Annotated in this window: 16 protein-coding genes; 6 read left to right on the top strand and 10 right to left on the bottom strand. The window is 54.4% G+C overall.

Annotated features, from left to right (window positions below; all coding sequences use genetic code 11):
- Positions 1 to 8 precede the first annotated feature (8 nt).
- From E4U03_RS03820 to E4U03_RS03800, 5 genes are all read left to right on the top strand, one after another.
- Positions 9 to 5,687: a helicase-related protein gene (locus tag E4U03_RS03820; RefSeq protein ID WP_135011667.1), complete on the top strand. Its 5,679-nt coding sequence runs from the start codon at positions 9 to 11 to the stop codon at positions 5,685 to 5,687.
- 219 nt (positions 5,688 to 5,906) lie between these two features.
- Complete coding sequence (locus tag E4U03_RS03815; RefSeq protein ID WP_135011666.1) at positions 5,907 to 6,263, top strand: type II toxin-antitoxin system RelE/ParE family toxin; 357 nt, start codon at positions 5,907 to 5,909, stop codon at positions 6,261 to 6,263.
- Between the two features lie 4 nt (positions 6,264 to 6,267).
- The gene (locus E4U03_RS03810; RefSeq protein WP_135011665.1) at positions 6,268 to 6,579 is read left to right on the top strand and encodes a helix-turn-helix domain-containing protein; all 312 of its coding nucleotides are present in this window, start codon (positions 6,268 to 6,270) and stop codon (positions 6,577 to 6,579) included.
- A 46-nt stretch (positions 6,580 to 6,625) separates the two neighbouring features.
- Positions 6,626 to 6,964: a ribbon-helix-helix protein, CopG family gene (locus E4U03_RS03805; RefSeq protein ID WP_135011664.1), complete on the top strand. Its 339-nt coding sequence runs from the start codon at positions 6,626 to 6,628 to the stop codon at positions 6,962 to 6,964.
- A gap of 413 nt (positions 6,965 to 7,377) precedes the next feature.
- Positions 7,378 to 7,803 carry a hypothetical protein gene (locus tag E4U03_RS03800; RefSeq protein WP_135011663.1) on the top strand — a complete coding sequence of 142 codons (426 nt, stop codon included), beginning with the start codon at positions 7,378 to 7,380 and terminating at the stop codon, positions 7,801 to 7,803.
- Between the two features lie 74 nt (positions 7,804 to 7,877).
- On the opposite strand, the gene E4U03_RS03795 is transcribed toward E4U03_RS03800, so the two are convergent.
- From E4U03_RS03795 to E4U03_RS03780, 3 genes are all read right to left on the bottom strand, one after another.
- Positions 7,878 to 8,210: a ribbon-helix-helix protein, CopG family gene (locus E4U03_RS03795; protein WP_135011662.1), complete on the bottom strand. Its 333-nt coding sequence runs from the start codon at positions 8,208 to 8,210 to the stop codon at positions 7,878 to 7,880.
- Complete coding sequence (locus tag E4U03_RS03790; RefSeq protein WP_135011661.1) at positions 8,200 to 8,487, bottom strand: hypothetical protein; 288 nt, start codon at positions 8,485 to 8,487, stop codon at positions 8,200 to 8,202. The genes E4U03_RS03795 and E4U03_RS03790 overlap by 11 nt, the downstream gene beginning before the upstream one ends.
- A 559-nt stretch (positions 8,488 to 9,046) precedes the next feature.
- Positions 9,047 to 9,457, bottom strand: coding sequence for a hypothetical protein (locus E4U03_RS03780; RefSeq protein WP_135011659.1), 411 nt, complete (start codon positions 9,455 to 9,457; stop codon positions 9,047 to 9,049).
- Between the two features lie 771 nt (positions 9,458 to 10,228).
- Here E4U03_RS03780 and mobF point away from each other — a divergent pair.
- Positions 10,229 to 15,355, top strand: coding sequence for a MobF family relaxase (mobF, locus tag E4U03_RS03775; RefSeq protein WP_135011658.1), 5,127 nt, complete (start codon positions 10,229 to 10,231; stop codon positions 15,353 to 15,355).
- Positions 15,356 to 15,529: 174 nt separating this feature from the next.
- Here mobF and E4U03_RS03770 read toward each other — a convergent pair whose 3' ends face one another.
- From E4U03_RS03770 to E4U03_RS03740, 7 genes are all read right to left on the bottom strand, one after another.
- Positions 15,530 to 15,805, bottom strand: coding sequence for a type II toxin-antitoxin system RelE family toxin (locus E4U03_RS03770; protein WP_135011657.1), 276 nt, complete (start codon positions 15,803 to 15,805; stop codon positions 15,530 to 15,532).
- A complete protein-coding gene (gene relB / locus E4U03_RS03765) occupies positions 15,802 to 16,047 on the bottom strand; it encodes a type II toxin-antitoxin system RelB family antitoxin (protein WP_167752268.1) in 246 nt (81 codons plus the stop codon). The genes E4U03_RS03770 and relB overlap by 4 nt, the downstream gene beginning before the upstream one ends.
- A 128-nt stretch (positions 16,048 to 16,175) precedes the next feature.
- Positions 16,176 to 16,676 (bottom strand): hypothetical protein, encoded by a 501-nt coding sequence (locus tag E4U03_RS03760; protein ID WP_135011655.1) that lies wholly within the window; start codon positions 16,674 to 16,676, stop codon positions 16,176 to 16,178.
- On the bottom strand, positions 16,669 to 18,423 hold the full coding sequence (locus tag E4U03_RS03755; protein ID WP_167752266.1) for a type IV secretory system conjugative DNA transfer family protein: 1,755 nt from the start codon (positions 18,421 to 18,423) through the stop codon (positions 16,669 to 16,671). The genes E4U03_RS03760 and E4U03_RS03755 overlap by 8 nt, the downstream gene beginning before the upstream one ends.
- Before the next feature lie 26 nt (positions 18,424 to 18,449).
- Positions 18,450 to 20,048, bottom strand: coding sequence for a hypothetical protein (locus tag E4U03_RS03750; protein WP_135011653.1), 1,599 nt, complete (start codon positions 20,046 to 20,048; stop codon positions 18,450 to 18,452).
- Positions 20,049 to 20,163: 115 nt separating this feature from the next.
- A complete protein-coding gene (locus E4U03_RS03745; RefSeq protein ID WP_135011652.1) occupies positions 20,164 to 21,690 on the bottom strand; it encodes an SCO6880 family protein in 1,527 nt (508 codons plus the stop codon).
- Positions 21,691 to 22,623 carry a hypothetical protein gene (locus E4U03_RS03740; protein ID WP_135011651.1) on the bottom strand — a complete coding sequence of 311 codons (933 nt, stop codon included), beginning with the start codon at positions 22,621 to 22,623 and terminating at the stop codon, positions 21,691 to 21,693.
- Positions 22,624 to 23,118 lie beyond the last annotated feature (495 nt).

Here is a 23,118-nt window from a genome sequence, read left to right as displayed (position 1 = left end):
AGGCTACGGTGAGCAGCCCAAGTGGGGCTCTCACCGTTGCTGAGCGCTACCGGCGCAACGTCGCGGCCTTAGAGACTCTTCAGACTCTGCAAGGGGCCGATAGAGCTGCAACCGATGAAGAGAAGCAGCTACTAGCCCAGTACACCGGTTGGGGTGCTGGTGGCCTATCCGAAATTTTCAACGAGGCCAACCGAGAGACCGAACCCGAGCGCTTCGAGCTCAAAGAACTACTGGGTGAAGAGGGCTACCGGCAGGCTGCACGAGGGGTCAACTATGCCCATTACACTGACCCGACCTATACCAATGCGGTATGGCAGGGCCTGAAAGAATATGGCTTCACCAGTGGTCAAGTCTTAGAACCTGGTAGCGGTATCGGCAACTTTATTAGCAAGGCCCCAGCTAACACCCGCGTCACCGGCATTGAGATTGACCCGACCGGCGCGGCCATCTCAGCCTACCTCTACCCCGAGGCCTCCATCCGCAATGAGTCCTTTGCTGAGTCCTTTATCCCCAACGGCTATTTTGATGCCGCCATCGGGAATGTTCCCTTTTCTCAGACGGTTTTGCATGATCCGCGGCATAACGCAGCGGGGCACTCTATGCACAACCACTTCATCATCAAGTCCCTGAATCTGACCAAACCAGGGGGTATGGTTACGCTCATTACCTCAACAGGAACCCTTGATGCTACGGGGTCTGCAGCTCGTGAGGCTATGTATGCCCAAGCTGACCTAGTGGGAGCTTACCGTCTTCCTGAGCGTGCTTTTGATAATGCGGGCACCTCAGTGATGACCGACCTGCTGATTTTCCGTAAACGCATGGAGGGTGAGGCCCAGCTCTCTGATGCCTGGCTCACCAGTAAGGAATACACCGCCGAGGACGGGCAGAGCTACCACCGTAACGCATACTTTGAGGATAATCCCCAGAACTTGCTGGGTGAAAAGGTGCTGAAAACCAATCGCTTTGGTCAGATGAGCGAGGCTATTACAGCTACATCTCAGGAGCGCGAGAACCTGCCCCAGCGCCTAGCTGAAGCTATCGAAGCCGACGCTAAGGTGGCTCTTTCAGCAGGACGCGGCTACTCTACTACCCCGGCCAAGGTCTCAGAAGCCATGCCCTTGCTGTTGCCCGGTGAGCAACTTCTTGACCAGCATATTAGTCTTCAGGGCGACGATTCGTTCACTATCTACCAGAACAAAGAGCAAGTGCCCCTGCCGGTGCCCAAGACCCAGGTGCAGGAGCTAAAGGGCCTGTTGTCCTTGCGTGACCAGGCGAAGGCTCTTCTATCGGCAGAAGCTACCGATGCTGTCTCTGAGACTACGATGGATGCCGCGCGTACCCAGCTACGCGAGACCTACCTGGCACACACCGAAAAGTACGGGCCCCTGAACGGTGGCAAAATCACCTACACCGCCAGTGGCGAGACCAGCGTGCGCCGCCGCCCGGTGATGAGCATCTTCCTCAAAGACCCTGCCGGTGCCCTCGTTCTTGGTCTGGAGAACTACTCCCAGGCCACCAACACGGCGACCCCTGCTGACCTGCTCAACCGCCGCATCCTAGAGCCGCGCAAGCCTGTCACCCACGTGGATAACGCTCTGGATGCCCTGGCAGTATCGCTAGATGTTAAGGGCCAGGTTGATGTTCAGTACATGGGTGAGCTGATGAACGAGGCCCCCGAGGCTGTTGTCTCTGAGCTAGGAGACCGAATCTATGTCCTACCCAACTCCCCTGCTGAGGCACCACAATATCAGACCGCCGAAGAGTACCTATCAGGAAATGTGCGAGCCAAGCTGAAAGAAGCCCAGGCCGCCGCTGAACTCAACCCCCACTTCACCAAGCATGTTCAGGCCCTAGAAAAGGCTATCCCCGAGGATATTGCTTCAGCGGATATTACCGTCCAGCCCGGCACTGTCTGGATTCCCGATGAAGTCCACGAGCAATTCCTGCGCGAAGAGCTAGGTGATAGGCGAGCTAACCTGCGCCGAGTACATGGCGGCATGTGGGAACTAACCAACAGCTCACGAACTGACCCCAATAACTACGGGACACCCGAGCGCACCCCGGCCCAGCTCTTCCAGGCAGCTATCGAGAAAAAGCCGATTCAGATTATCACCGACAAGCAGCTGAACCCGCAGGCCACCGCACACGCAAATGACCAGGCCGAACGTATCGCTGACAGGTTCGCACAATGGGTATGGGAAGAGCCTGAGCGTCACCAGATGCTGGCGAGAGCCTACAACGACAGGCACAATAACTACGCGCTACGGAACTATACCGAGGCTGGCAAGGCCCTGACCTTACCGGGTCTGGTCAAGACCTTTACCCCTCATGCTCACCAGCGCACTGCGATTGCGCGCATGATTAATGAACCGAGCGTTGGTCTCTTCCACGAAGTTGGTGCCGGTAAGACCGCTGAAATGGTCATCGGTACGATGGAGCTAAAGCGCTTAGGCCTGGTGAAAAAGCCGGCCATTCTTGTGCCTAACCACATGCTGGAGCAGTTCTCTCGCGAGTGGCTAGAACTGTACCCCCAGGCGCGCCTACTCACTGCCTCATCATCAGATATTGGTAACGGGGAGAAGCATAAGCAGTTCATCGCACGCGTGGCCACCAATAACTGGGATGCCGTCATTATGACCCACGTTGCCTTTAACAAGCTGGAGCTGTCGAACGAGGGCAAAGCGGCCTATCTACAAAAAGAAGTCGATTTGCTCACCGAATCTCTCTACAAGAATAATGAGCGCGCGGCCCAAGCAGGTAAGCCCACCAAAACAACCAAGGAGCTACAGGAACGCATCGAGGCCCTGGAACAGGACATTAAGAAACTGCTGGCCAACCCCTCCCCTGCGGGTATCTCTTTTGAAGAGACCGGCATTGATTACCTGTGTGTTGATGAGATGCACGAGTTCAAGAACCTGAAAACACCCTCTACTATCCGTGGTGCCTCTATTGGGGGCTCGAAGAAGGCAACGAACCTGCATTCAGTGGTGGAGTATCTGCGTGATACTAACGGCAACCGGGTCATTACCGCAGCGACCGGAACGCCGGTGGCTAACAGTATGGCAGAGCTCTATGTGATGAACCGCTACCTTGCCCCTGAGCTCCTACGTGAGCAGGGCGTGGAGAACTTTGATTCGTGGGCCGCGACCTACGGTAAGACGGTCACAGAGCTAGAGCTAACCGTGGCCGGTGGTGATTCCTACAAGATGAATACCAGGTTCCCGAAGTTCGTTAATATCCCTGAGCTCATTCGCACCATGCACACCTATGCCGATGTGAAGCTAGCAGATGATTTGTCCTACCTGAAGCGTCCTGAGCTTGAGCCTAACGAAAAAGGTGAGGCCGCACCGCATGTTCTTTCCTTGAAGCGTTCACCGGAGCAGGCCGCCTACATCACCTATTTGGCCGAACGGTATGAGGGGCTATCTGGACGCGCTGACAAGGGTGAGGATAACGCGCTGGTCATTACCTCTGATGGGCGTAAGGCAGCAGCTGATTACCGGCTGATTGACCCCTCTGCTATCCCCTCGGGGGAAGTGCCAACCAAGGCAGAGGCGACCGCCCAGGTGCTAGCTGAAGTCTATGAGAAGAATAAGAACCGTAGCTACCTGATTCCTGGCACGGATGAGGCCCATCCTAACCCCGGTGCGTTGCAGGTGGTCTTCTGTGACTACGGTGTTCCTGGTAAAGACCGTGGTTTCGATATGTATAACGAGCTGAAGAAGCAGTGCGTTATTGCCGGTATTCCCGAGGACAAGATTCGGTTCATCCAAGATGCTGACTCTGAGGCAAAAAAGGCCAAGCTCTTCCAGCAGTGCCGGGATGGTGAAGTGGCAGTGCTGATTGGCTCTACCTCTCGTATGGGCACCGGTACTAACATTCAGAACCGCCTGGTGCACCTGGTGCACATGGATGCCCCGTGGCGTCCTGCTGACTTGGAGCAGCGCGACGGCCGTATTTTGCGTCCTGGTAATCAGAACCAGCAAGTGCGGATTACTCAGGTGGTGACCGCTGAGACCTTTGATGCGGTGATGTGGTCAACGCTCTTGCGTAAGCAGCGGTTTATCTCCCAGGTCATGCGCGGGGATATGTCTATTCGCACGATGGAGGATCTGGGTAAGGCTGAGGTATCAATGGCCCAGACTCAGGCGATTGCCACAGGCAACCCCTTTATCATGAAGCATTCTGAGGCTGTGGCTAAGGTTCAGAAGCTACGGAATGTGATGACTGGTTTTGAGAACGGACGTCGTCTTGCCCAGTTCCAGTACGATGCTCTCTCTGCCCGTGTCAAGGTGCTAGAGGCACAGATTCCGGCCATGCGGCAGGCAGCGGGCCAGGTGGTGGAGACCTCTGAGGATAAATTCGCAGCTGTGATGAATGGTCAGCGGTTCGACTCGCGCGCTGATGTTGCTGATGCCCTGAAGCAGTGGGCTGATGGTATCGGTTCGCCCTCGTGGGTGCGAGCCCAGCAGCTTGGGCCTGTTATCTCAGTCGGTGGCCTGAACTTTGTGGGTGTTCTTCAAGCGGCTACTCCTGGTCATATCAGTCAGACCCCTGTGACGCTTCATGTTGAGGGTATGCCGTGGGTCAAGGTTGAGGCCGGGTATGCGGAGATGCGTCAGGGCAACAGGGGTCTGGTGATGCGCCTGGAGAACGCGGTCTCATCTGTGGCGGTGAAGGCTGAGGGCATGGAGAAGGAGCTGGCTCAGGCTCGTGAGTTGATGCCTGGCTATAAGGCCAAGGCGGAGGCTGGGTTTACCCAGTTGGAGCAGGTGCGTGTAGCCGAAGCTGAGGAGCTACGTCTGAGGAAGCTGGTGGAGAAGTTCAAGACCGCTAAGGACGAGGTTCGGGAGCAGATGCTACTGGAGAGCCAGCAGGAAGAGATTAGTTTGATTGCAGATTCGGTGGAGAATCTGGAAGAGAAAGGCAAGGAACCAATGGAAGAGCTACAGGTAGCCGAAGCTGCGGGCGATGAGCAGGATAAGGTGAACGGTGTGCTGGTGGATGATGAGAGGGCCGCTGAGGGCCAGGGCGTTGAGGCTCAGACTCAGGCTCAGGAGCGTGCCCGGCAGCTTGAGCAAGAGCACCGCCAGTTGGTAGATGAGACGAATGGGGTCAAGGCTGAATTGACTGAGGCTTGGGATGAGCTGGGTAAGGCCGAGCGGGAGCTCTTTAAGGTGGGCAATACCGAGGCTGAGATTCTGGGGAAGATGCAGGAGCGTGAACGGGTTATTGAGGCTCAGGCGCAGAGTGATTTCAAGCGGCTACGGTCTGCCGAGCAGGAGCTTGAAGAGGCTGGCTTTTTCTCTCGTTCTGCCAAGCGTGAGGCCCTGGAGCAGGTGAAGGCTGAGGTTCAGGGTAAGTACCACGGAGCTACCGAAGCGTATGAGGGGATGAAGTGGGCTAAGGAGACTGATGAAGAGCTGTCTTTGTGGGATAAGCAACTGGCCGATGTGAGGGCTAGGAAGGCTGGTATTGAGCAGGATTCGGCTGATGCGCGGCTTAGGATCGAGAAGGCTGATGGTGCGTTGAAGCTGGTTCAGGGTAAGGCTGAGGCTGTGAAGCAGGAGAGGGTGCAGGTTGACCCTGTGTTGCGGGCGCAGAAGGTGCGAGGGGCCGGGGTAGCGCGTGAGCTGGCTAGTTCTCGTGGTGCTGATGTGCAGAGGGGGCAGGGTATGGTGCGGTAGTGGCTGGTATGCTGGCTGTGGCGCAGGTTGCTCGTTATTTTGCGTTCTTTGGCGCTGATGTTTTGTAGCGTGCAGTTTGTGCCCGGTGTGTCTGGTTGCGGTGTGGTAGCCGCGATTGCAGGTACGGGGCTCTCTAAGGAACCAAATTCTTTAGAGAGTCCCCTTTATTTGTATGCACCATAGCAGCAAAATATCAGTTATATATGATATAATGTTTTCATGAGCAGATGGACTATCGATGCCACGTACATTACACAGTGGATTAGCCAACTACCGGAAGATCAAAGACGAGATACGCTAACTGCTTTGAACTTCCTAGCCGTAGAAGGTCCCTACGGAGGAAGACCTTACATCGACAGAATCCATAGCAGCAAGTATCACAACCTTAAAGAGCTACGTCCGCGCAAAGCAGCAAAGAATATCAGAATACTTTTCATTTTTGACCCTATCCAGCAAGCCATCCTACTAGTAGCAGGCGATAAAACCGGCAACTGGGAGAAGTGGTACAAACAGAACATTCCCCTCGCTGAGGAACGATACGAGCAACACCTCAAGAACCTAGAGAAAGAAGACTAACATCATGACTCTCGATGAGCTTCTAAAAATTCATCCCGTAGATCCTGAATACATCGAGCAAGAGCTTCAAGAAATGCGAGCAGAAACTCGCCTTTACCAACTACGAGAGCTACGTAAAGATACCGGCATAACCCAAGCCCAGCTAGCTGAACGCCTGGGAGTAAGCCAACATAGGGTATCCCAAATCGAGAATGGCAATCTTCCAAATGTGAAGATTGAAACTCTTCAGAAGTATCTTGAGGCTCTAGGAACTTCTATCACCATTAGCGTGGAAATCCCTAATGGGCAGAGCCTTAAGATTCTTACCAGCGCATAGTGGCCCTACGAAGGTAATGAATACTTGATCGAAAACAAGGGAAGGCATGGCTGCGAATCACAACCTTAGTATGGAAGAGCTAGAAGCTCTTGGAGAAAAGCTCTCACAATGGGCAGAATCCGATAAATTTTTCGAGGCACTAGACACAGCAACCGTCATGCCGAGAACCCCTGAAGGTGTAGCCCGCGCTGAAAAAATCGTCAAGGCAGCTACACGCGGCCGCCCCGCTCTTGCAGAAGCTATTAGTGGCCACTCCCCCAGTATTAACGCGCGAGTAACTCCTGACATCAAAGAGCGACTTAACCGCTATACCCAAGAACAGGGGTTGAGCACATCCGAAGTTATTCGTGAAGCGCTTGATAACTTCCTACCCAAAGTGGCATAAACAAGCTATAGCCACGGCGTTGATCTTAGGTGCGATGCAGAGCATCTTACCTAAGATCAACGCCTTTTTGGTTTAAAGTTCATCGGTTAGGGGGATCCTATTGCGTCGCAGGCTCCTTATAGGCCCCCCTCTAACCTCAGTTACCGTCTACCTCTGCCGTGTGGCCCTGCTGGCACTCGAGGCTAGGGGCTTGGACCTAGCTGTGCAAGCCTAAAGGCCACAGCGTATTCAAAATTTCTTCGGCGCTCCTGCGTCGCTTATTTCCTCAGAAATTTCGATGCCGCCATGCCCCTTACGGGGTTGCACAGCTTTGGGTCTTTAGCCCCTTGACGCCTTCTTCTGCCAGCAGGAAACGGGATGGCTACCAGCCAGGTAGCGCCGACCTGCCGGAGCACGTGAAAGGAACACAAGTAATGAGCCAGCAGGGATATGTTTACGACTGGGGTAATGCAGTAGTCGAGGAAGCAGAAGCACCTCACGAACTGGAGTACCTTCAGTGGGATAAGAGCCTGAAAAATTTTGTCGATAAAGGCTATAGTCTTCAGCGCATCTGCCTTCTGCCCTCTAACCGTTGCCAGGTACATGGGGACGAGTTGGAATATTGCGCGCTTGACCCCTATGAGGCAAACTTCAGCGGCTCAGAATGGCGAATAGATTCAGAAACCGGTGAGTGCATGAACGCCGGATGGATGTATGAGATGGGCGAGGCCTACATAGCCGATGGATCCAGAGCTGAGGCTCTTTGCCAGCGACTATGGGAACAGAGCATAGAGAAGGCTTACGAGGATAGCGAAGAGAATCAGGACGGAGAAGCATTCTTCTACACCGAGTGGGACTAAACCAGCGGTGGACTGCCGAATTGATATCGACAGTCCACCAAAAACCTGCAAGAGCTAGACTACATGTATAGCGTCTATGCCATAAGGTACTGAGCTAAAGCATCTCGCGCAATCTCACTCTGAGTTTTCTTCTCTTGAGCCGATCGCTGCCTTAGGAGTTCTTTAAGCTCCTCTGGAACCCTCAACTGCAACACAGGCGATGAGCCTTTAGGAACCGAATCAGTCGTATGCGCAGGGCGGCCACGTTTCAAAGCAGCCATCAGTTCTTGCGCCTTGGGTGATGTATCTTCTGTTCGTTCTATGATGCGGGCAGTGGAGAACGCTTCAAAGAAGTCGTCAGATTCGGCCCATGCTGCGAATCGTTCGGCCTCAGCTTCTATATCTTTTCGGGTCATTTTATCTTCCATGATGTTTCCTCTCTTCTAGAACCTTCATTGCCCGCTGATAAGTTTTCCCTCTAAGCCTCATGCAGTGAAAGACCACAATTCCATTCCTGGTGTAGGTAAGTACTTCTAGGAACTTTCCACTTGCTGTAGTCCCAATGAAAAGGTCAGGGTCGCTCATACCTTCAACTCTTGAGGTATCAAAACGGTCAATTCTGTAGAGATAGTTGGTTAACACTTCGTAGATTTCACCGTCAGTTACCCCGTGCTTCCGGGCTGATGGTGTAATGATAACTTCCATGCATTAATTGTACTACATTTATTTAGAGGGGGCAACACTTCAGGCGCTAAACAACCATAAGCGCCATATCAACAGCAATCTGCTACGCATTCCCCCACCCCAGTATCTATCAAATTTTCACGCTGTAGTTGTTAAAATTGCGCTATGGATGCCACAGAACGATTCAATAAACGAGTGATTAAGAGTGAAAATGTTGCAGGTTGCTGGGTATGGGTAGGTGCTCTGGGGGATGACGGGTACGGAAGATTTTGGGTCAAGGATAGTGCGACCGGTAGGCAGAAAGTTTATCGAGCCCATCATTTTGCTTTACAAGTTGCTCTCGGTTTTACTGATGCTCAGATGAACTTGGTTCATGTGCTGCATCGTTGTGACAATCCTCTGTGTGTTCGAGCGACCGATGGTTCGGATAGTCATTTGGTAGTGGGCGACCATGAACTGAATATGCAAGATAGGGCCGAGCGCAGGCGGCAGGTTGTGCATGGAAATAGAAAAGTTCACGCGCAAAAGGCACGTGAACTTCGTGATGCTATCAAAGCTAATGGGTATGACCAGCAACTAGTTAGTCAGTTTGTTCTTGGTCTGCGTCCTGAGCAACAGACTCTGTTTTAGAGGTTGCTACTTCGATAAGTTCCTTAGCAATTTTGAGCAGACTGGAGACTTCGCTTGAGGAAAGGGCCAGTCGTTCTGCAATCTCGCTGTTGCTAATACCCTCAGCTTTCATTTTCTGGACAGCTAGGGACTGCTTGTTCTGGGTTTCAGTGTGGGCGTCCTGAATTTTCTGCTGGAGAGTTTGAATCTGTGCTTGGTGTTCTGCAATTTTTGCTTCGAGGTCATCGATGCCGGTTGCAGCGGTTACGGAGAAGTATTCTTCTGCAAGGCTTAGAAGTTTGGCCTGCTTCTCTTGAATTTTTTGGGCTGCTAGTTCTGCCTTTTTGCGGGCTTCTGATACTTTGCTGCTTTTGCGAGTCATGGTGAACTCCTTGGTTCTGTGGGCTGATGTTTTGGTGTTCTCAGTTTAACATCTGCCATGTTTTATCCTCACCACCAAACCTAGCGGTCACGGCATTTACCGCAAATTTGTGGAGGTGTTCTTTGAGCACGTGGGCTCTTCAGTTTTGCTTTGTTCTGTGGGCACCTGGACGGCGGGGCCGTCGCAGGGGCGCAAGCGCCGGGTTCGATTTTACACAATCGACACGCTCAAGGGCGTGTAAAACTTGATGGATAACCTGGGCACATCTTCCTCCGCAGGGCTCCCCCAGATGCACACAGGTTCATCCACAAGTTTCACACACCACGCTCAGTAGAGTGAACTCCTGACACACAGCCTATTCATCCCGAAGGCTCCTTTCTAAGCTGTGCACAGCAGTTACACTCCCCTGGTCTCGTGTGCAAAATCGCGGCAAGTGTGCCGGACTCATGATCAATTTTCTCGCTGCTCGTTATTGCTGTTCGCTGTGCTGTACTGTTCGTTCCTCACTGTTGTACAGCTTCTTAGCAACCTTTGTCACGTTTGCTTTCCTGTTCGTGCCTCACCTGAAAACGTGCCAAAGCCACTTGCGCTAGAACCTCTCCTTCCAGCTCGCCGCCACATCTTCCTGCCAATAATTCCTCCGCAGGCTCCCCCATTATTGCCAGTTTCGCCGTGCTCGCTGTCAGTCGCTAATCGCTCTTTTTTCGTCACACCTCTTGCACTCAGTAACTCAGGTTGTACCAAGCATACTTACTGAAATAGAATAGTCCCATGATGACCGTGCATAAGCTGTCCCACGGGGACGGCCACACCTACTACACCCATGAGGTGGCCACCGGTGATGCACTGCGCTCAAATGACCGTGAAATCGGTGATTACTACACCGTTGAGGGTATGCCCCCTGGTCAGTGGGTTGGTTCATCTATCCATGAGCTCGGGGTTTCTGGCAACGTCACTGAAGCTCAGATGGAAATGCTCTTTAGCGGTAAAGCCAAGCCCTTGACCCCCGAGATGTACACCGAAGCTCTTGAGGCTGCTGGTGTAGCTGGTGAGTTTGCGCGTATCCGAGTCATGGAAGAAGAGCGCGTTAAGTACGCAGAAGAGAACTGGCGCATCATTCATGAGGTCAGGAAGGGAACCCCCGAACAGCGTATTGGCCGCATGATTGGCTTATCTCGAGAAGCCGTGAATAAGCGCAAACTAAAGATGATGAAGCTCAATACCGTTGAACCGTACAGCGGTAAAGTACCCTCTCTTGCAGAAGCCAAAGAGAGCATCATCGCAACCTACACCATGACCCCTGCCCAGAGCAGGGCAGCAGAAGCCAAGGCAGCAGAAGCCAAAGAAAAAGCCAAGCTAAAGTGGATCAAAGAGCACGACTTTGGCAACAGAGACCACTCCTACCCCACCGCTAATAAGGACTTCCTCAAGGCAGTTCAGAAGAAAATCGACAAGCACAACAGCCTTGGAAAGGCCGAACCTTCCAAGGCTGAAATGCGTGCCTACCGCCTTGAAGTAGCCGCAAAAATGTTCCGCGAAGAGAACGGCTACAACCCCGAAAACGAAGAGCTAGTACGCTACATGCAGCGCCTAGAAAAGCCTGCACAGCAGTCAATCGCCGGTTACGACCTCGTATTCTCCCCCACCAAATCAGTCTCAATTGCATGGGGACTGGGTAACGAAAACCTCCGCAAGGGCATCGAAAAAGCCCACGAAGCAGCCATTGCAGATGTCATTACCTACCTGGAAGAAAACGCTCTTTACACCCGTCGCGGGCAAGGCGGTGTTGAGCAAATTGACGTTGACGGTGGCATTATCGGTACTAAATTCCGTCACTATGACTCCCGAGAAGGCGACCCCAATATCCACGACCACCTGGTCATCGTCAACCGCGTCAAGGGTGCAGATGGTAGATGGTCAGCCATCGACGGACGCAATATTTACGGCTACGGGGTCAGCGCCTCCGAACTTTATAACACCAAGATTGCCCAGTACATTCACCAGAACCTGGGCCTTGAGTTCGTTAAAGTACCGCGTAAAGGTAAGTTCATTTACGAGCTGGCCGGTATCGACGATGAGGCAATCCAGGCCTTTTCATCACGCCGCGCCAGTATCAATAAAGAGTACAAAAAGGTTCATGCCCAGTTTGTCAAAGACCACGGCTATGAGCCGAACGAGCGTCAGGTCAAGCAGCTCTACCAGCAGGTTACTCTCTCAACTCGCCCCCAGAAACTCGAAGCTAAGTCACTCAAAGACCTCAATGACCTATGGCGCGAGAAAGCTGCATCTCTCAAAGATGTTTACCTACCCACCGGCGATGAGCTAGAACTACATCTGCGTAATTCTTCTACTACGCAAGCTGAAAAGGTTGTTGCCGGTAAGAGCGAAGCCCTCACTACCTCACCCCTAGAGCACGCCGAAAAGATTATTGGCCGTCTTGAAAACACCCGTTCGATGTGGGGTGACCGCCATATTGAAGCTGAGGCACACCGCTACTTCCGAGAGCTCACCAACGGCTCTTTTGTTGACGACGACCTCTTCAACAACGCCATCAAGTCCGTCAAAAATATCTCTCTTTCAATGCAGGCCGAGCACACAATGGACGTGCCCGAAGAGAAGTTCCGTAAGGACGGCACCAGCGTCTACACCCGTGCAGGTAGCCAGCTCTATACAACCCACCGCGTCATCAACGGCGAGCAGAACCTACTCTCAGCAGCACGCAATAACGCCACCGCCCCGGCCCAAAAGGCCACCTTTGAAGAGCTGCTCAAAGCCCACCGGAAAGCCAGCCAGGTATCAGAAGCACAGGAAAACATGGCCCGTGCTTTTGCCACCAGCCCCAAGCGTCTAGTCGTTGGTATTGGCCCTGCCGGTGCCGGTAAGACCACCTCAACCGTGCTTACCGTCAAGACTGTCAAGGCACAAGGACGCAAGGTTATCGGCCTAGCCCCCACCGCAGCAGCGGCAGCTGTCATGAGCCAAGAACTGGGAATCGAGGCCACCACTCTTGACCGTTTCCTGCACGAAACCGACAAGACCAAACACACCTTGACCCACGGCGACGTCCTGTTGGTTGACGAAATCGGCATGGTCTCAACCCCCAAACTCAACGAGCTACTGACCCATTCCTACAACAGCGGTGCAGTTATCCGAGGTATGGGCGATACTCGTCAGCTCTCAGCTGTAGGTGCCGGTGGTGCCCTACGACTGATTGAACGAGAAGTCGGAGCGGTCTACCTAGAAGACGTTTTCCGTTTCCGTAACGAGGACGGCAGCACCAACATTGAAGAGGCCAACGCCTCTATGCTCTTACGCGAACCTGCCGCAACAGGTGCCGACAAACCCTTTGCCTGGTACATCGACAATAACCGTGTGATGGCCGGTGAATCTGAGGCCATGCTCTCCAAGGTCTTTGAGGCATGGAGCGCAGATACCGCAGCCGGCAAAAAGTCACTGATGCTGGCAGCTAACAATCAGGCCGTCCAAGAGCTGAACATGCGCGCCCAGATTCAGGCCATTGCCCAGGGCAAGGTAGTGGAAAATAAGTGGGGTATCTCCCTGCATGATTCGTCCACAGCCTACAAGGGCGAGATTGTCGTATCGCGTGAGAATGACCGCCGTAACCGGGTACGTGGTGGCAAAGACTTTGTGAAGAACGGCGACCTCTGGCAGGTTCTCTCTACCCGTAAAGATGGGTCTATGGTGGTCAAGAACCTCAAGCACGGTGGTAAGACTGTTCTATCAGCTCACTATGTTGCCAAGTTCGTTGAGCTGGGGTATGCCTCAACTATTGCCCGCTCCCAGGGTGCGACCGTAGACACCGTTCACGCCTACGTTGATAAGAGCACCGACCGCGCCGGGGCCTACGTTGGTATCACCCGTGGCCGTTTCTCCAACCGCATCTACGTGGCTACCGACGCTGAGAATAACCGCGATGCCGTGCTGGAGGCTATCACTAACAACTACGATAAGAACCTCTCCGTGCATGAAGAGGTAGAGCGTCTGCGCGCAGAGACCCGGGACTTGGCAACCCGCGTCAGCATCTACAACAACCTGGCTGAGCACTCCATGAAGCAGTCCTACGCCACCATGTTGCGCCAGGAAGTTGGGGACACCCTAGCAGAGAAGATGATTAACGCAGAGGCTTACGGGGCCCTGTGCTACGAGCTGGATGAAGTCTACCGTGCCGGGTTCGACCCCCGTGATGCTGTACGCCAGGCCTTCCCCACTCGCGGGTTTGAGGACGCCCACGATGCAGCGGCCGTCATGCAGTGGCGCGTGAAGCAGGTACGCGAGCACAACGAAGCATTACTTAAGCAGCGCATGACCCGTCCCCTGGGTGCCTACTCTGATGCCACATTGGCTAAGATGATTGCCCGCGCTGAGGCCAACCTGCCGAAGAAGCCTGATAGCGCCAACCTTGAAGATGCAAACTGGGCTGACCGTCCCTACGCTCTGGTGAAGACCGAAGAACTACGGGAAATGCGTATGAAGACCTTTGCCTTGTTGCGCTCTCGTGAAGACGCCAAAGACCCCTACATCGACGATTTGCGTGAAAATGCCTATGCAATGGATAACGAGTGGCTACGCCGTGCACAGATGGGCCCGGAGCAAAAGGCCGTGGAGCAGTTCGTCCGTGGTGAGAAGCGCCGCGACCACCTCTTCACCATCGTCAAGGCGCTTAAGAGTGAGCAGCGTCTGCGTAGAACCGCACTCAAGACCGTAGAAGATGCCGGGTACAAGATGCCGGCCAAGGACGCGGTACGTGCGGGCGTATCGAACCACACCGTTGACCCGTACTGGGCAACTAACCCGATGGTCAAGCCTGAGAACAAGGCCCTGCTAGCGTCTCACCGTAAGCAAATCGGGCAGCTTATCGAACTGCGCGGTAAGCAGCTGGCCGATGAACGCCCTGAATGGGTCAAGTCCCTGGGTGAGGTGCCTGCTTATCCCCGTGCGGCCAAACGCTGGTACAGGATCGCTGGTGAGATTGAGGCCTACCGAAACCAGTACAAGGTGCCTGCCGGTGAGGTTGTGGCCATTCCGAAGAAGTACCAAGAATCGGAACGTGGCCAGTATCTGCAAGCCCAGATGGTTGCCATGCACAAGAGCTCCCGCCTGTCATCGACTCTGCTCTCTGCTGAAGAGTCCGCAAGGATTGCACAGCGGGCTGAGCATCTGCAAGAGACCCGCGAGGACCAATCAGAGGTTGAGTACGTCCTTGATGTGCAGAATCGTGACGAGAAGGTGGCTTACCTCCAGGAGCAGGTCAGCTCCTTTGATGAGCAACTTGCGAATCTATCTACCCAAAGCGATGAGGTGGCCCGCAAGACCCGTGAGCTCAAACAGCTGGTAGAAGAGCTAACCCCCTTGCAGCAGCAATACCGTGTGGAGTTGGCCAAGGCTAAATCTGATGTGTTCTTTGGTGCGAAGAAGGCCTACCGCCCGGTCAAGGAGGCTAAGGCAGCGGTAGAGAGCGCAGGCTTCTTCGCCCGCACCAAGGCCGCACGTCAGCTTGAAGAAGCCACAGCTCAGTTCGCTTCTGCCTATGGTGGGTTCGCCACCCTTGAAGAGGTAGAGGAGAAGTGGGTTCCGGCTCAGGAAACTGTGCGTGAAACTAGGGAGCACTTCGAGCAGACCCAGATACGCCTGGTTCAGGCTAAGGAACGACTAGAGAGGAATGAACAATTATCTGTTGGGTTGAAGCAGAAGATTAATAAGGCTCATGCTGGTCGTATGGCGGCGCGGACGAAGCTGGCTAAGATTCAGGAGACGGTACAGGCCCGTCAGCATCGTAAGCGTCAGATTGCTGTGGCTCTTGATGCTCAGGCCAAGCGTGAAAGCGCTACTGACTATTTGAATCGGCAGCAGAGTGAGGACAGGACGACTGTTCGTTAGGGCAGATTCTCTTTGAGCTGTGAGATAATTGTTGGGCAGGACTCCTAAAGTAACGGAACTCCCGCATTGCGTAAAACCCCGCTGGTAAGCGGGGTTTTGTGCTTCTACGAGTTCAGCAGAAATCGCTGTATACGGCCTGTTCGGATGGGCGCAGGGATTCTCTCGAAGGAGAACCTATCGGTAGATTTTTGAGCGGTGAGCAACATCAAGTGCAACGACGATGAGGTTCTCATTATGGAAGTCGATAATGACTCGGTAGTCTCCTACCCGGTAGCGCCATAGACCGGAGAACTCTCCGGTTAGTGCTTTGCAGAGAGAATGCGGAGTATCTGTAGTCTCAAGGCGTTCTAGGGAGTTTAAGACTCGACGGGCGGTCGGTTTATCTAGCTTTTTGAGACTCTTGGTAAAGGATGGCTCAAAACGAACTGTCCAGTTATGTTCTTTGGTCATAGACCTAGTTCTGCTCGTACTTCTTCGGCGCTGTAGGTACGGATTTTTCCTTCTCGCACGGCTTTTGCCCTGGCGTGGAGTTCTGCCGCGTACTCTGCTTCTGCGATATGCTCTTCAATCAGGTTTCTGGCGCAGTACGCTACAGAACGGTCAGAGGTCTCCGCTAGGTTCGTGAGTCGTTCTTTGAGAGAGCTTGGGATACGGATGGTCAAAACGCTGTCGGATATGGCAGTGGTAGTCATGTATTCATTGTATGACATACTGGTGTGCCTTGAGTAGAGACAACAAAAAAGGGATAGTCCACAGGATCTGTGGACTATCCCTGGCCGTTGCCGGCAATGGCATCTATCTACTAGCTACCGGTAGCTAGCTACCGGTAGATTCTTTTTTCTTCTGTATCTGAGGGCCCCTCTAACATCTGGGTGGGTTCTTCTTCTGCCGGGTAGAGCACATCCCAATCAATCGTAGGAAAGGGCCTGGCCTCAGTCATTGACCGCTCATAGGTGTGAGGCGCAACGTGGTTATAAGACGTGCAATCTGAGAACGGGGAGGACGAACCATCAAAAAGCATCTTGTTCTGGATGTCAGCTTCTCGCCACCATTCCCGTAAGCTCGTAGCCTGTTTCAAAGCGTCCTCATCCCCCACCGGTGTACCGGTCATATCGACGTCGGGAATACTCACGGTAAGGGAGGCCGCCCACAGGGCGATGAGACGGTCTACAGCTTCAGGGTGCAGATACCACTTGATACAGGGCTGGTGCGCGCGGTTGGACTCGAGAACCTGGAAATACCATTGCACAAAGTTCTCAAACTCGTCCTGTTGGGCAGGGCTAAGGGTCAGTAGCCGGTTTGGTTCAAGGTGGTTATACAAGGCGCAAGGGCTCCTTCTTATCAGGGGACGGGGACGATGAGCTCTCTTTAGCGAGGCCCAGGCTGTAGCCCAAGCTGTTAGCGATTCGCTCTACTTCTGCGGGGTCAATTTTCTCTTTGAGTGCTTCATCTCTGAACCACGGGGTGGTTTCGACCAGGCCGCGACCTACACCTGAGATACGGCAGACAGCCCGGAACTGGGGCAGGTTACTGAGTTCGGCCACCGACATAATCTCTTCCTTGCGGCGTGAGATGGAGGTTGAGGTAGCCCCGGTATTGAACCCGCCCTCACGTGAGGCTGAAGACGAAACGGTTTTCTTCTCATAGGTGCCCAGAGTCTTAGCGATAGCCGCTAACTCGCGCTCTTCGTCAATGCCGCCACCAACGACCTTGACAGTAGCCGCAGACAACAGAGCCCTAAAGCCCTTTTCGCCGTAAAGCCTGGCCCCGTCTGAGTAGGTCTGGAAATACTGATTGACGATGATGCCGCGAGACCCAAAGTAGGTGTACCGCTTAGGCATGGTACGAATGTGTACAGTGTTGTTCGCTTCATCAAAATCGCAGACCAAGGGCGGGTCAAGCCGTGGGCTTGCAGCGTCCAAGGCGGCATTCATGACAGCCTCAGCGAGCAGGGAGGATAAGGTGGCAGCAGAAGAGCCGCCGTCCTTGACCAGAATGATGAGGGTGTCACGGGTACGGACGAACTTGGCAGGGTCAAAGAGCTCGTGCTTGCGGACGGTACTGGATTCGAGCCAAGGGATAATCTCATCGTTAGAGAGCGCCGAGAGAATACGAGAGGCACCTGCCAGGATGTTCTCTTTGGTCTTATCGGGCTGTTCGGCCACCTTCTTGATGTCAGCAGCTAGCAGAGGGGAGTCCTGCTGAACGATGGAATAGAGCTGGGCAAGGGTGGATTCTTGAGTCATTTCCAGCATCTTCACCACCGAGTACCCGCGTGATGAGGCAGCAAGCAAGGAGGCGACAACAACTTTTTGGGCTAGAGGCTCAAAGAAAGCATCCGATGAGACGTTATCGTTCTCGCCTGAGAGCTTGGATGAGTCATTGAGGATCTTGGCGTAGGCTTCAGCGCGAGAGCGAGAGGTGATAGAACCAAGGAAGTTCCAGACCATCAGAGGCTTCTTTTCTTGGCCATCGGCCACAGGCACAGGTAGTAGGCGTTCTGTATCCCATAACCAGATTTGGCCCATGTGCTGACGGGAGGCAATAATCTCAGCGACCCCATCAGGCTTATTGGCCGTAAAGACATAGGCCCCAGGTGCCTCAATTGCGTGGCGCACTACAATACCGCTGGTCTTACCCATACGGGGGCCCATAAAGTACAGACCAACCGACTCCCAGTTCTGTATAACGCATTTACCTGAACCGATGATACGTCCGATGGTCAGGCCGGTGAGGGTAGCGTACTTGGAGAGGTTTTTGCCGGTGGCGGTTTTCTCTAGCTTATGTGCACCCAGTAGCTGGTTCTTGCGCTCTGGGGACTTCTCGTTAGGTTCTTCCCCAAAGACCACGAAGAAAATAACGCAGCCGATTACTACCAGGGCTACGAGCACCCAGCTAAGGGGTGAGGCTTTGATGCGCCCGGTAATGAGTTCGAGAATGCCGATGAGGGGGTTGAGGCTTGTGGTTTTGGCTCCGGTGAGCCGTTGCCCTACTTGGATGGCAACGGCCATACCGATAAAGCCTAGTACCAGTGTGTAGAGCCCCACCCATGAACGTGAGCGGAACATAGGGTGTGTGTCCTTTCTACTACTTCTTAGGCGGCATGCATAGGTGAGCGGGCGCGGGAGATAGCTTGGCCCCATGCCCCATCTGATTCAAAGATTTCTTTCTCGCCCCGTGTGATGGTCAGCTGGAAAGGCTTACCAGGGCCCTCACCGTACTTGAGCAGAAACTTGCCGCGTCCAATGGGAGGTGAGACCTGCATGGTTTCAGGATCCATGTGACCGGCAGGAGACCAGGAGATGAGGGTGTTCTTCTCACGCTGTGTCATGGGCATGACCTTATCTAGGGCCTCCATATCGGTCTCAGCCAGCGCCCCGTAGAGCTTCATGGGTGAGCGTTCAAGGAAGCCCTTAGCCTTTTCGGTCAGGCCGGGGTCGTTGAACACAAAGTCTTTGGGGGTGTGGGTGATGAGAATCTGGGCGATACCAAGGGTACGGTTCAGACGGGTGATTTCGTCGATATGGTGAATCATCTCAGGGTCAATTTCTAGCAGGGCCCAAAGCTCATCCATTGCCACGCAGTAGTTCCGCTGAGGTTCCAGGCCCACATCAGCTAGACGTTTGGCCGCGCCAATTGCAGCCTGACCGTAGGCCCAGCAGACAATCTGGACGGCAGCGAGAAGGTTCTTGTTTTTAGATTCGCGTACCGATGAGATGTCAAAGTCCACTGAGCGGGTCACGTCAATCTCGGTGGTGGTCTGGCGGGAGAAGACGTCACCGAACGCGCCACCGGTGTTGAAGACGTTCAAAGCCAGCACCAAATCGCGTGAAGCGGCCTTGTATTCTTCTGTGGTTTCAGTCAGTAGGGCGGTTCGCATCGCTTCGTTGCCGGCCAGAACAGCTTGACGTACATCTTCGATCAGAGGCTGGCGGGGCGGGTTTTCTGCCATGCACTGTGCATCTGCTTGGTCGATAGCAAGTGAGAGCAGCAGGGAGTCGTTGGCAACTCGGGTTGCCTTTTCATCGCCTGAGAGCCGGAAGAGGGACTGCATGGTGGAAACGCGGCGGGTGTGAATCTCTGCCTTGAGGGTCTTTGCGTGGCGGGTGCCGTTGGCGGCGTCAAAGTCTTCGAGGTCTTTGATGCGGTGCCACATGGGCCCGGCGTCCAGAGGGTTGATGGCGTCCAGTTCGGGGCCAGGTTCAATGACTTGCCCGCCCAGGGCCGTGATGGTCTTTCTAAAGTCGGGCTTCACATCGCCCAGGGCCATAATCAAGAACCCGGCATCGGCAATTCCTAGCATCATGCGCTGCACCAGCGTTGATTTACCGCGCCCGTTGAGGCCCATGACGATTGCCAAGGGAGCGGAGATAATACCGGCAAGGTAGAGGGAAACAGGGTCACCGGTGACAGGCTGGCCGTTGGTCAGGGAGCGGCCCAAGATGGTGCCGATGAGTGGTTCTGAGGAACCAACGCAGAAGGGGAAGAGACCGGCAACCTGTTGGGATGAAGCTGAAAATTCTACGGGAGGTTCGATGATGCTCATGTAGCCGCCACCTGATTTCTTGAACCCCCTGGAGGTCAGTTCGCTGAATTTTTCTTCTGGTGCCGGGGCTTCTTCGGGGGCAAAGTCTTTTTTGGAGCCATTGAACTTATCAAGAATCTTGATAGTCCAGTCGATGAGGAAGTCCATGTGTCTGCCTGCCTAACGTAGTGGGGAGGTGATGTTTTTTGGGGGGGTAGGTGTGGGCGTCCCCCTGGGCCAGTAAGGGGCTCAGGGGGACGCGGTAAACGGTGAGGTGCGTGGGTTAGAGCTTGAACTCGCGCGGGATGATGCCAGCTCCCAGGCCCAGGGCAAAGGCTGCATCGTGTGTGTAGGTAGCTTCACGTAAGCCCAGGTTGACCCCGGTTGCCCCGGCACGGCGCACATCAGTGGAAATACGCGGGAACTTCTTTGGGTTATCAGTGGTAGCGCTGACAACCATGGTGAAGGGCACCAGCGTGGCCCCGTGTCCCATCTCGTTTTCGGTCTGCTCTGCCTTTTGAATCAGCACGCGAGAGCGGGAGCCTCCCTTACGTCCCTTCTGGTTGCCTTCATAGAGGGCATCGTTGACAGTGCTCAGGGCAATTTCGTGGCTCTTATCCTGGGCTAGGGGCCGGTAGATAAGGGTCACGCGCTTCTTCTCTAGGTTGGCATCCGGTGAGAGTAGAGACCGGAGCGAATCTTCCATGAAGAGGGTGGCCGGGGGTTTCCACATCTGGAAACTCTTGGTGTAGTAGTCCGAGTGGGCGTAGTAGTCCTTTTCGGCGTCCGCGTGAGTGGGCCCTGCTTCTTCCCAGCGCAGATTGGTGCCACCATCTGCCATGCGGGCCACGTCAATAGAGTGTGCCTGACCGGGGTTATAGGCTGAGTAGAAACTGTCAGTGATTGACTGGGCATCCATCAGGCGCACTGTACCGGCAGCGGCAGCTGAGAGGGTGTCTTTGAAGCTCTTGATAACCGTAGAGACCTCATCAGCCAGTTCGTCCTTGGTACGCGCGGCAATGCCCTCATCGTTCATGGCCCGAGCTGAAAAGGTCAGTGAGACGGTGTGCTCGATACGCGGCAGGGCCTGGTTTTCCAGCTCCAGTACCTCGTCCATGATTTCCCGTGCAGCTAGGGGTACTGGGGAGTCACCGGCGTAGGTGCGGTGCTTGGCCACGGCCAGGGGCAGGCGCATGCCGGAGTCTTTGGTGGAGACAACGGATGCGGCCACCTGGATGAGGTTGGCGCTAGTGCCTGCTTGTCGCTGGAATGCGGCCCACTGAGCTACCATGCCATCGACGAACTTTTGGTCTAGGAGCTGAAGACCGGGTGCGGCAACAGACATGAAGACGGTGCCGACCTCGCGTTTAGAATCCCAGAGCAGGCCAAAGGTCTCATGGAATGAGTCGATGTAGTCCGAGCATTCGGTAGTAGCCAGTACACCCGGTAGCCGGTAGGAGCCGTCGGGGGTATCACCAGAGGGGCCAGGACGGTAGGAGGTCAGGCCTTCCTTTTTTGCTTTGAGAAAGAGCTTTTTCATTTTCTTTTCCTGCCATTTGTAGCGGCCTGCAACCCCCTTGCGGAGGCGACGCAGGATGTAGACGCCGGAGATAGTGATGTAGATAAGCACCACCCACATGGAGTAGCGGGCCAGGGCGGGGATGAGGGAGAGGAGGAACCAGAGGGCAAAGGCACTAAAGATGATGCCCACAGCTAGATTCGAGACCGCTTTGGGGATGCCAAAGAACCCTGAGTCTGGTGGGATGATGATGTTGCCGTAGCGGGTACGGGTTTCTTCTGTGGTACTCATTTACTGGCCTGCTCCTTCTGGTCTGATAGCACCTTCGGTTTCGTCCCCAATCGCGCGGGTCATATCTTGCAGATACCGGGCAGCGTCGTGGGCGGCTGTTCCCCCGCGTGGGCGGTAGGTGTTGTTGGTGGTGGTAGGTGCCCCGTTGGCAGCGGCGGGCGCTGAGGATGAGCTGCCGTCTGAGTAGCTTGATGAGAGGCTGGCACCTGAGCTTGAAGAAGTATCGGAACCTGTTGAGGTGCCCGAGGTCTCAGCGGATGTTGCCCCGGTACTTGAGCTGGTAGAACTGGCGGCACCGCTTGCGTTAGAGCTAGAGCTAGTGTCTGGCTCGTCCCCACTAGCTGGCATCTGAGCGCTTGCACCTGTATCGGGGGCGTCGGTGTTTGCCCCGCTCTGAGTCCCGGCTGGTTCAGTAGTAGAGCTATCGGGGGCAGTGGTATTGGATGCAGGGGCACCGTTAGCTGAGTAGCTATCAGCACCGGCAGCAGCAGCGTCACCGGCACCGAGATTCGAATCAGTAGCATCAGCATCTACCCCTGGTGTGTCGCCTGTTGCAGAGGCTTCATCGGCACCAAGTTCACTAGCACCGGTTGTTTCACCAGCACCAGCAGTAGTTGAACCGGCAGCGCCTGAGCCTTCTGCAGAGGCCTGGGCTCCTGAAGCAGTGGGCTCTGCGCTTGCGCCTCCGGCGGCTTCAGCACCAGCACCTGCGCTACTGGCTGCACTGGTGCCAGCTGTGGCCGTACTTGCGCCAGCAGCAGTACCGCCTGCCGCGCCGCCAGCAGCTCCACTTGCACCGGTAGCAGCAGCGGCAGGAGCCGCACCAGCACCACCAGTAGCCGCCCCCGCAGCCATCACAATAGCTGCACCCACCGCCGCCGACGCAGCAGAAGAAAGAAAACGACCACCAGATGAGCCAAGGACACCAGACATAGGAGACACCAGCGCAACCAAAGCAGGCAAAGAAAAGCAAGCGAGAATAATAGTCATCAGACCCGCAATAATTGATAAAGCAGGATTAGATGTCCCCTCAAAGGAACTGAGATTTCCGCCAAGAGTCAGGGCAACCCCAAAACCATAAATAATGGCAGCAGCTGGTTTAAACATCACGCAGGAAATAATCCAGCCCACTTGCTTCCAGAAAGCCCGGTTTCCTTGAGCAGTTACCGATGCGGCCGCAGTAATCGGCAAAAGACCCGACAAAAGGGAAGCCGCAATATCTGTTCCCATAGCCATCATGAGCTGAATCAGTGAAGCAAATAAGACGAATGGGGCGACATTATAAAGTGCAATAGCAATAAATCCGGTAGTAGCAATTTCTGTCCCTTGTGGGAGCGTAGAAATCATTGTGGCTCCCTCATGGCCAGATATCTTGACGATGCCCCTAAAAATCCAAGGGGAAAACTGAGAGGAAAAAGCCATCAGTAA

The sequence above is a fragment of the Rothia nasimurium genome, assembly GCF_004569295.1.
In the GTDB taxonomy this organism is placed as follows: Bacteria; Actinomycetota; Actinomycetes; order Actinomycetales; family Micrococcaceae; genus Rothia; species Rothia nasimurium_B.
Note: the sequence above shows the minus strand (reverse complement) of the source record. Positions and strands in the feature narration are given on the sequence as shown.

What these genes read in the sequence shown, in the direction of transcription:
- E4U03_RS03815 (WP_135011666.1), top strand. Translation starts at nt 5,907, where the DNA reads ATGAGCAGATGGACTATCGATGCCACGTACATTACACAGTGGATTAGC.
- E4U03_RS03810 (WP_135011665.1), top strand. Translation starts at nt 6,268, where the DNA reads ATGACTCTCGATGAGCTTCTAAAAATTCATCCCGTAGATCCTGAATAC.
- E4U03_RS03805 (WP_135011664.1), top strand. Translation starts at nt 6,626, where the DNA reads ATGGCTGCGAATCACAACCTTAGTATGGAAGAGCTAGAAGCTCTTGGA.
- E4U03_RS03800 (WP_135011663.1), top strand. Translation starts at nt 7,378, where the DNA reads ATGAGCCAGCAGGGATATGTTTACGACTGGGGTAATGCAGTAGTCGAG.
- E4U03_RS03795 (WP_135011662.1), bottom strand. Translation starts at nt 8,210, where the DNA reads ATGGAAGATAAAATGACCCGAAAAGATATAGAAGCTGAGGCCGAACGA.
- E4U03_RS03790 (WP_135011661.1), bottom strand. Translation starts at nt 8,487, where the DNA reads ATGGAAGTTATCATTACACCATCAGCCCGGAAGCACGGGGTAACTGAC.
- E4U03_RS03780 (WP_135011659.1), bottom strand. Translation starts at nt 9,457, where the DNA reads ATGACTCGCAAAAGCAGCAAAGTATCAGAAGCCCGCAAAAAGGCAGAA.
- mobF (WP_135011658.1), top strand. Translation starts at nt 10,229, where the DNA reads ATGATGACCGTGCATAAGCTGTCCCACGGGGACGGCCACACCTACTAC.
- E4U03_RS03770 (WP_135011657.1), bottom strand. Translation starts at nt 15,805, where the DNA reads ATGACCAAAGAACATAACTGGACAGTTCGTTTTGAGCCATCCTTTACC.
- relB (WP_167752268.1), bottom strand. Translation starts at nt 16,047, where the DNA reads ATGACTACCACTGCCATATCCGACAGCGTTTTGACCATCCGTATCCCA.
- E4U03_RS03755 (WP_167752266.1), bottom strand. Translation starts at nt 18,423, where the DNA reads ATGTTCCGCTCACGTTCATGGGTGGGGCTCTACACACTGGTACTAGGC.
- E4U03_RS03750 (WP_135011653.1), bottom strand. Translation starts at nt 20,048, where the DNA reads ATGGACTTCCTCATCGACTGGACTATCAAGATTCTTGATAAGTTCAAT.
- E4U03_RS03745 (WP_135011652.1), bottom strand. Translation starts at nt 21,690, where the DNA reads ATGAGTACCACAGAAGAAACCCGTACCCGCTACGGCAACATCATCATC.
- E4U03_RS03740 (WP_135011651.1), bottom strand. Translation starts at nt 22,623, where the DNA reads ATGTCTGGTGTCCTTGGCTCATCTGGTGGTCGTTTTCTTTCTTCTGCT.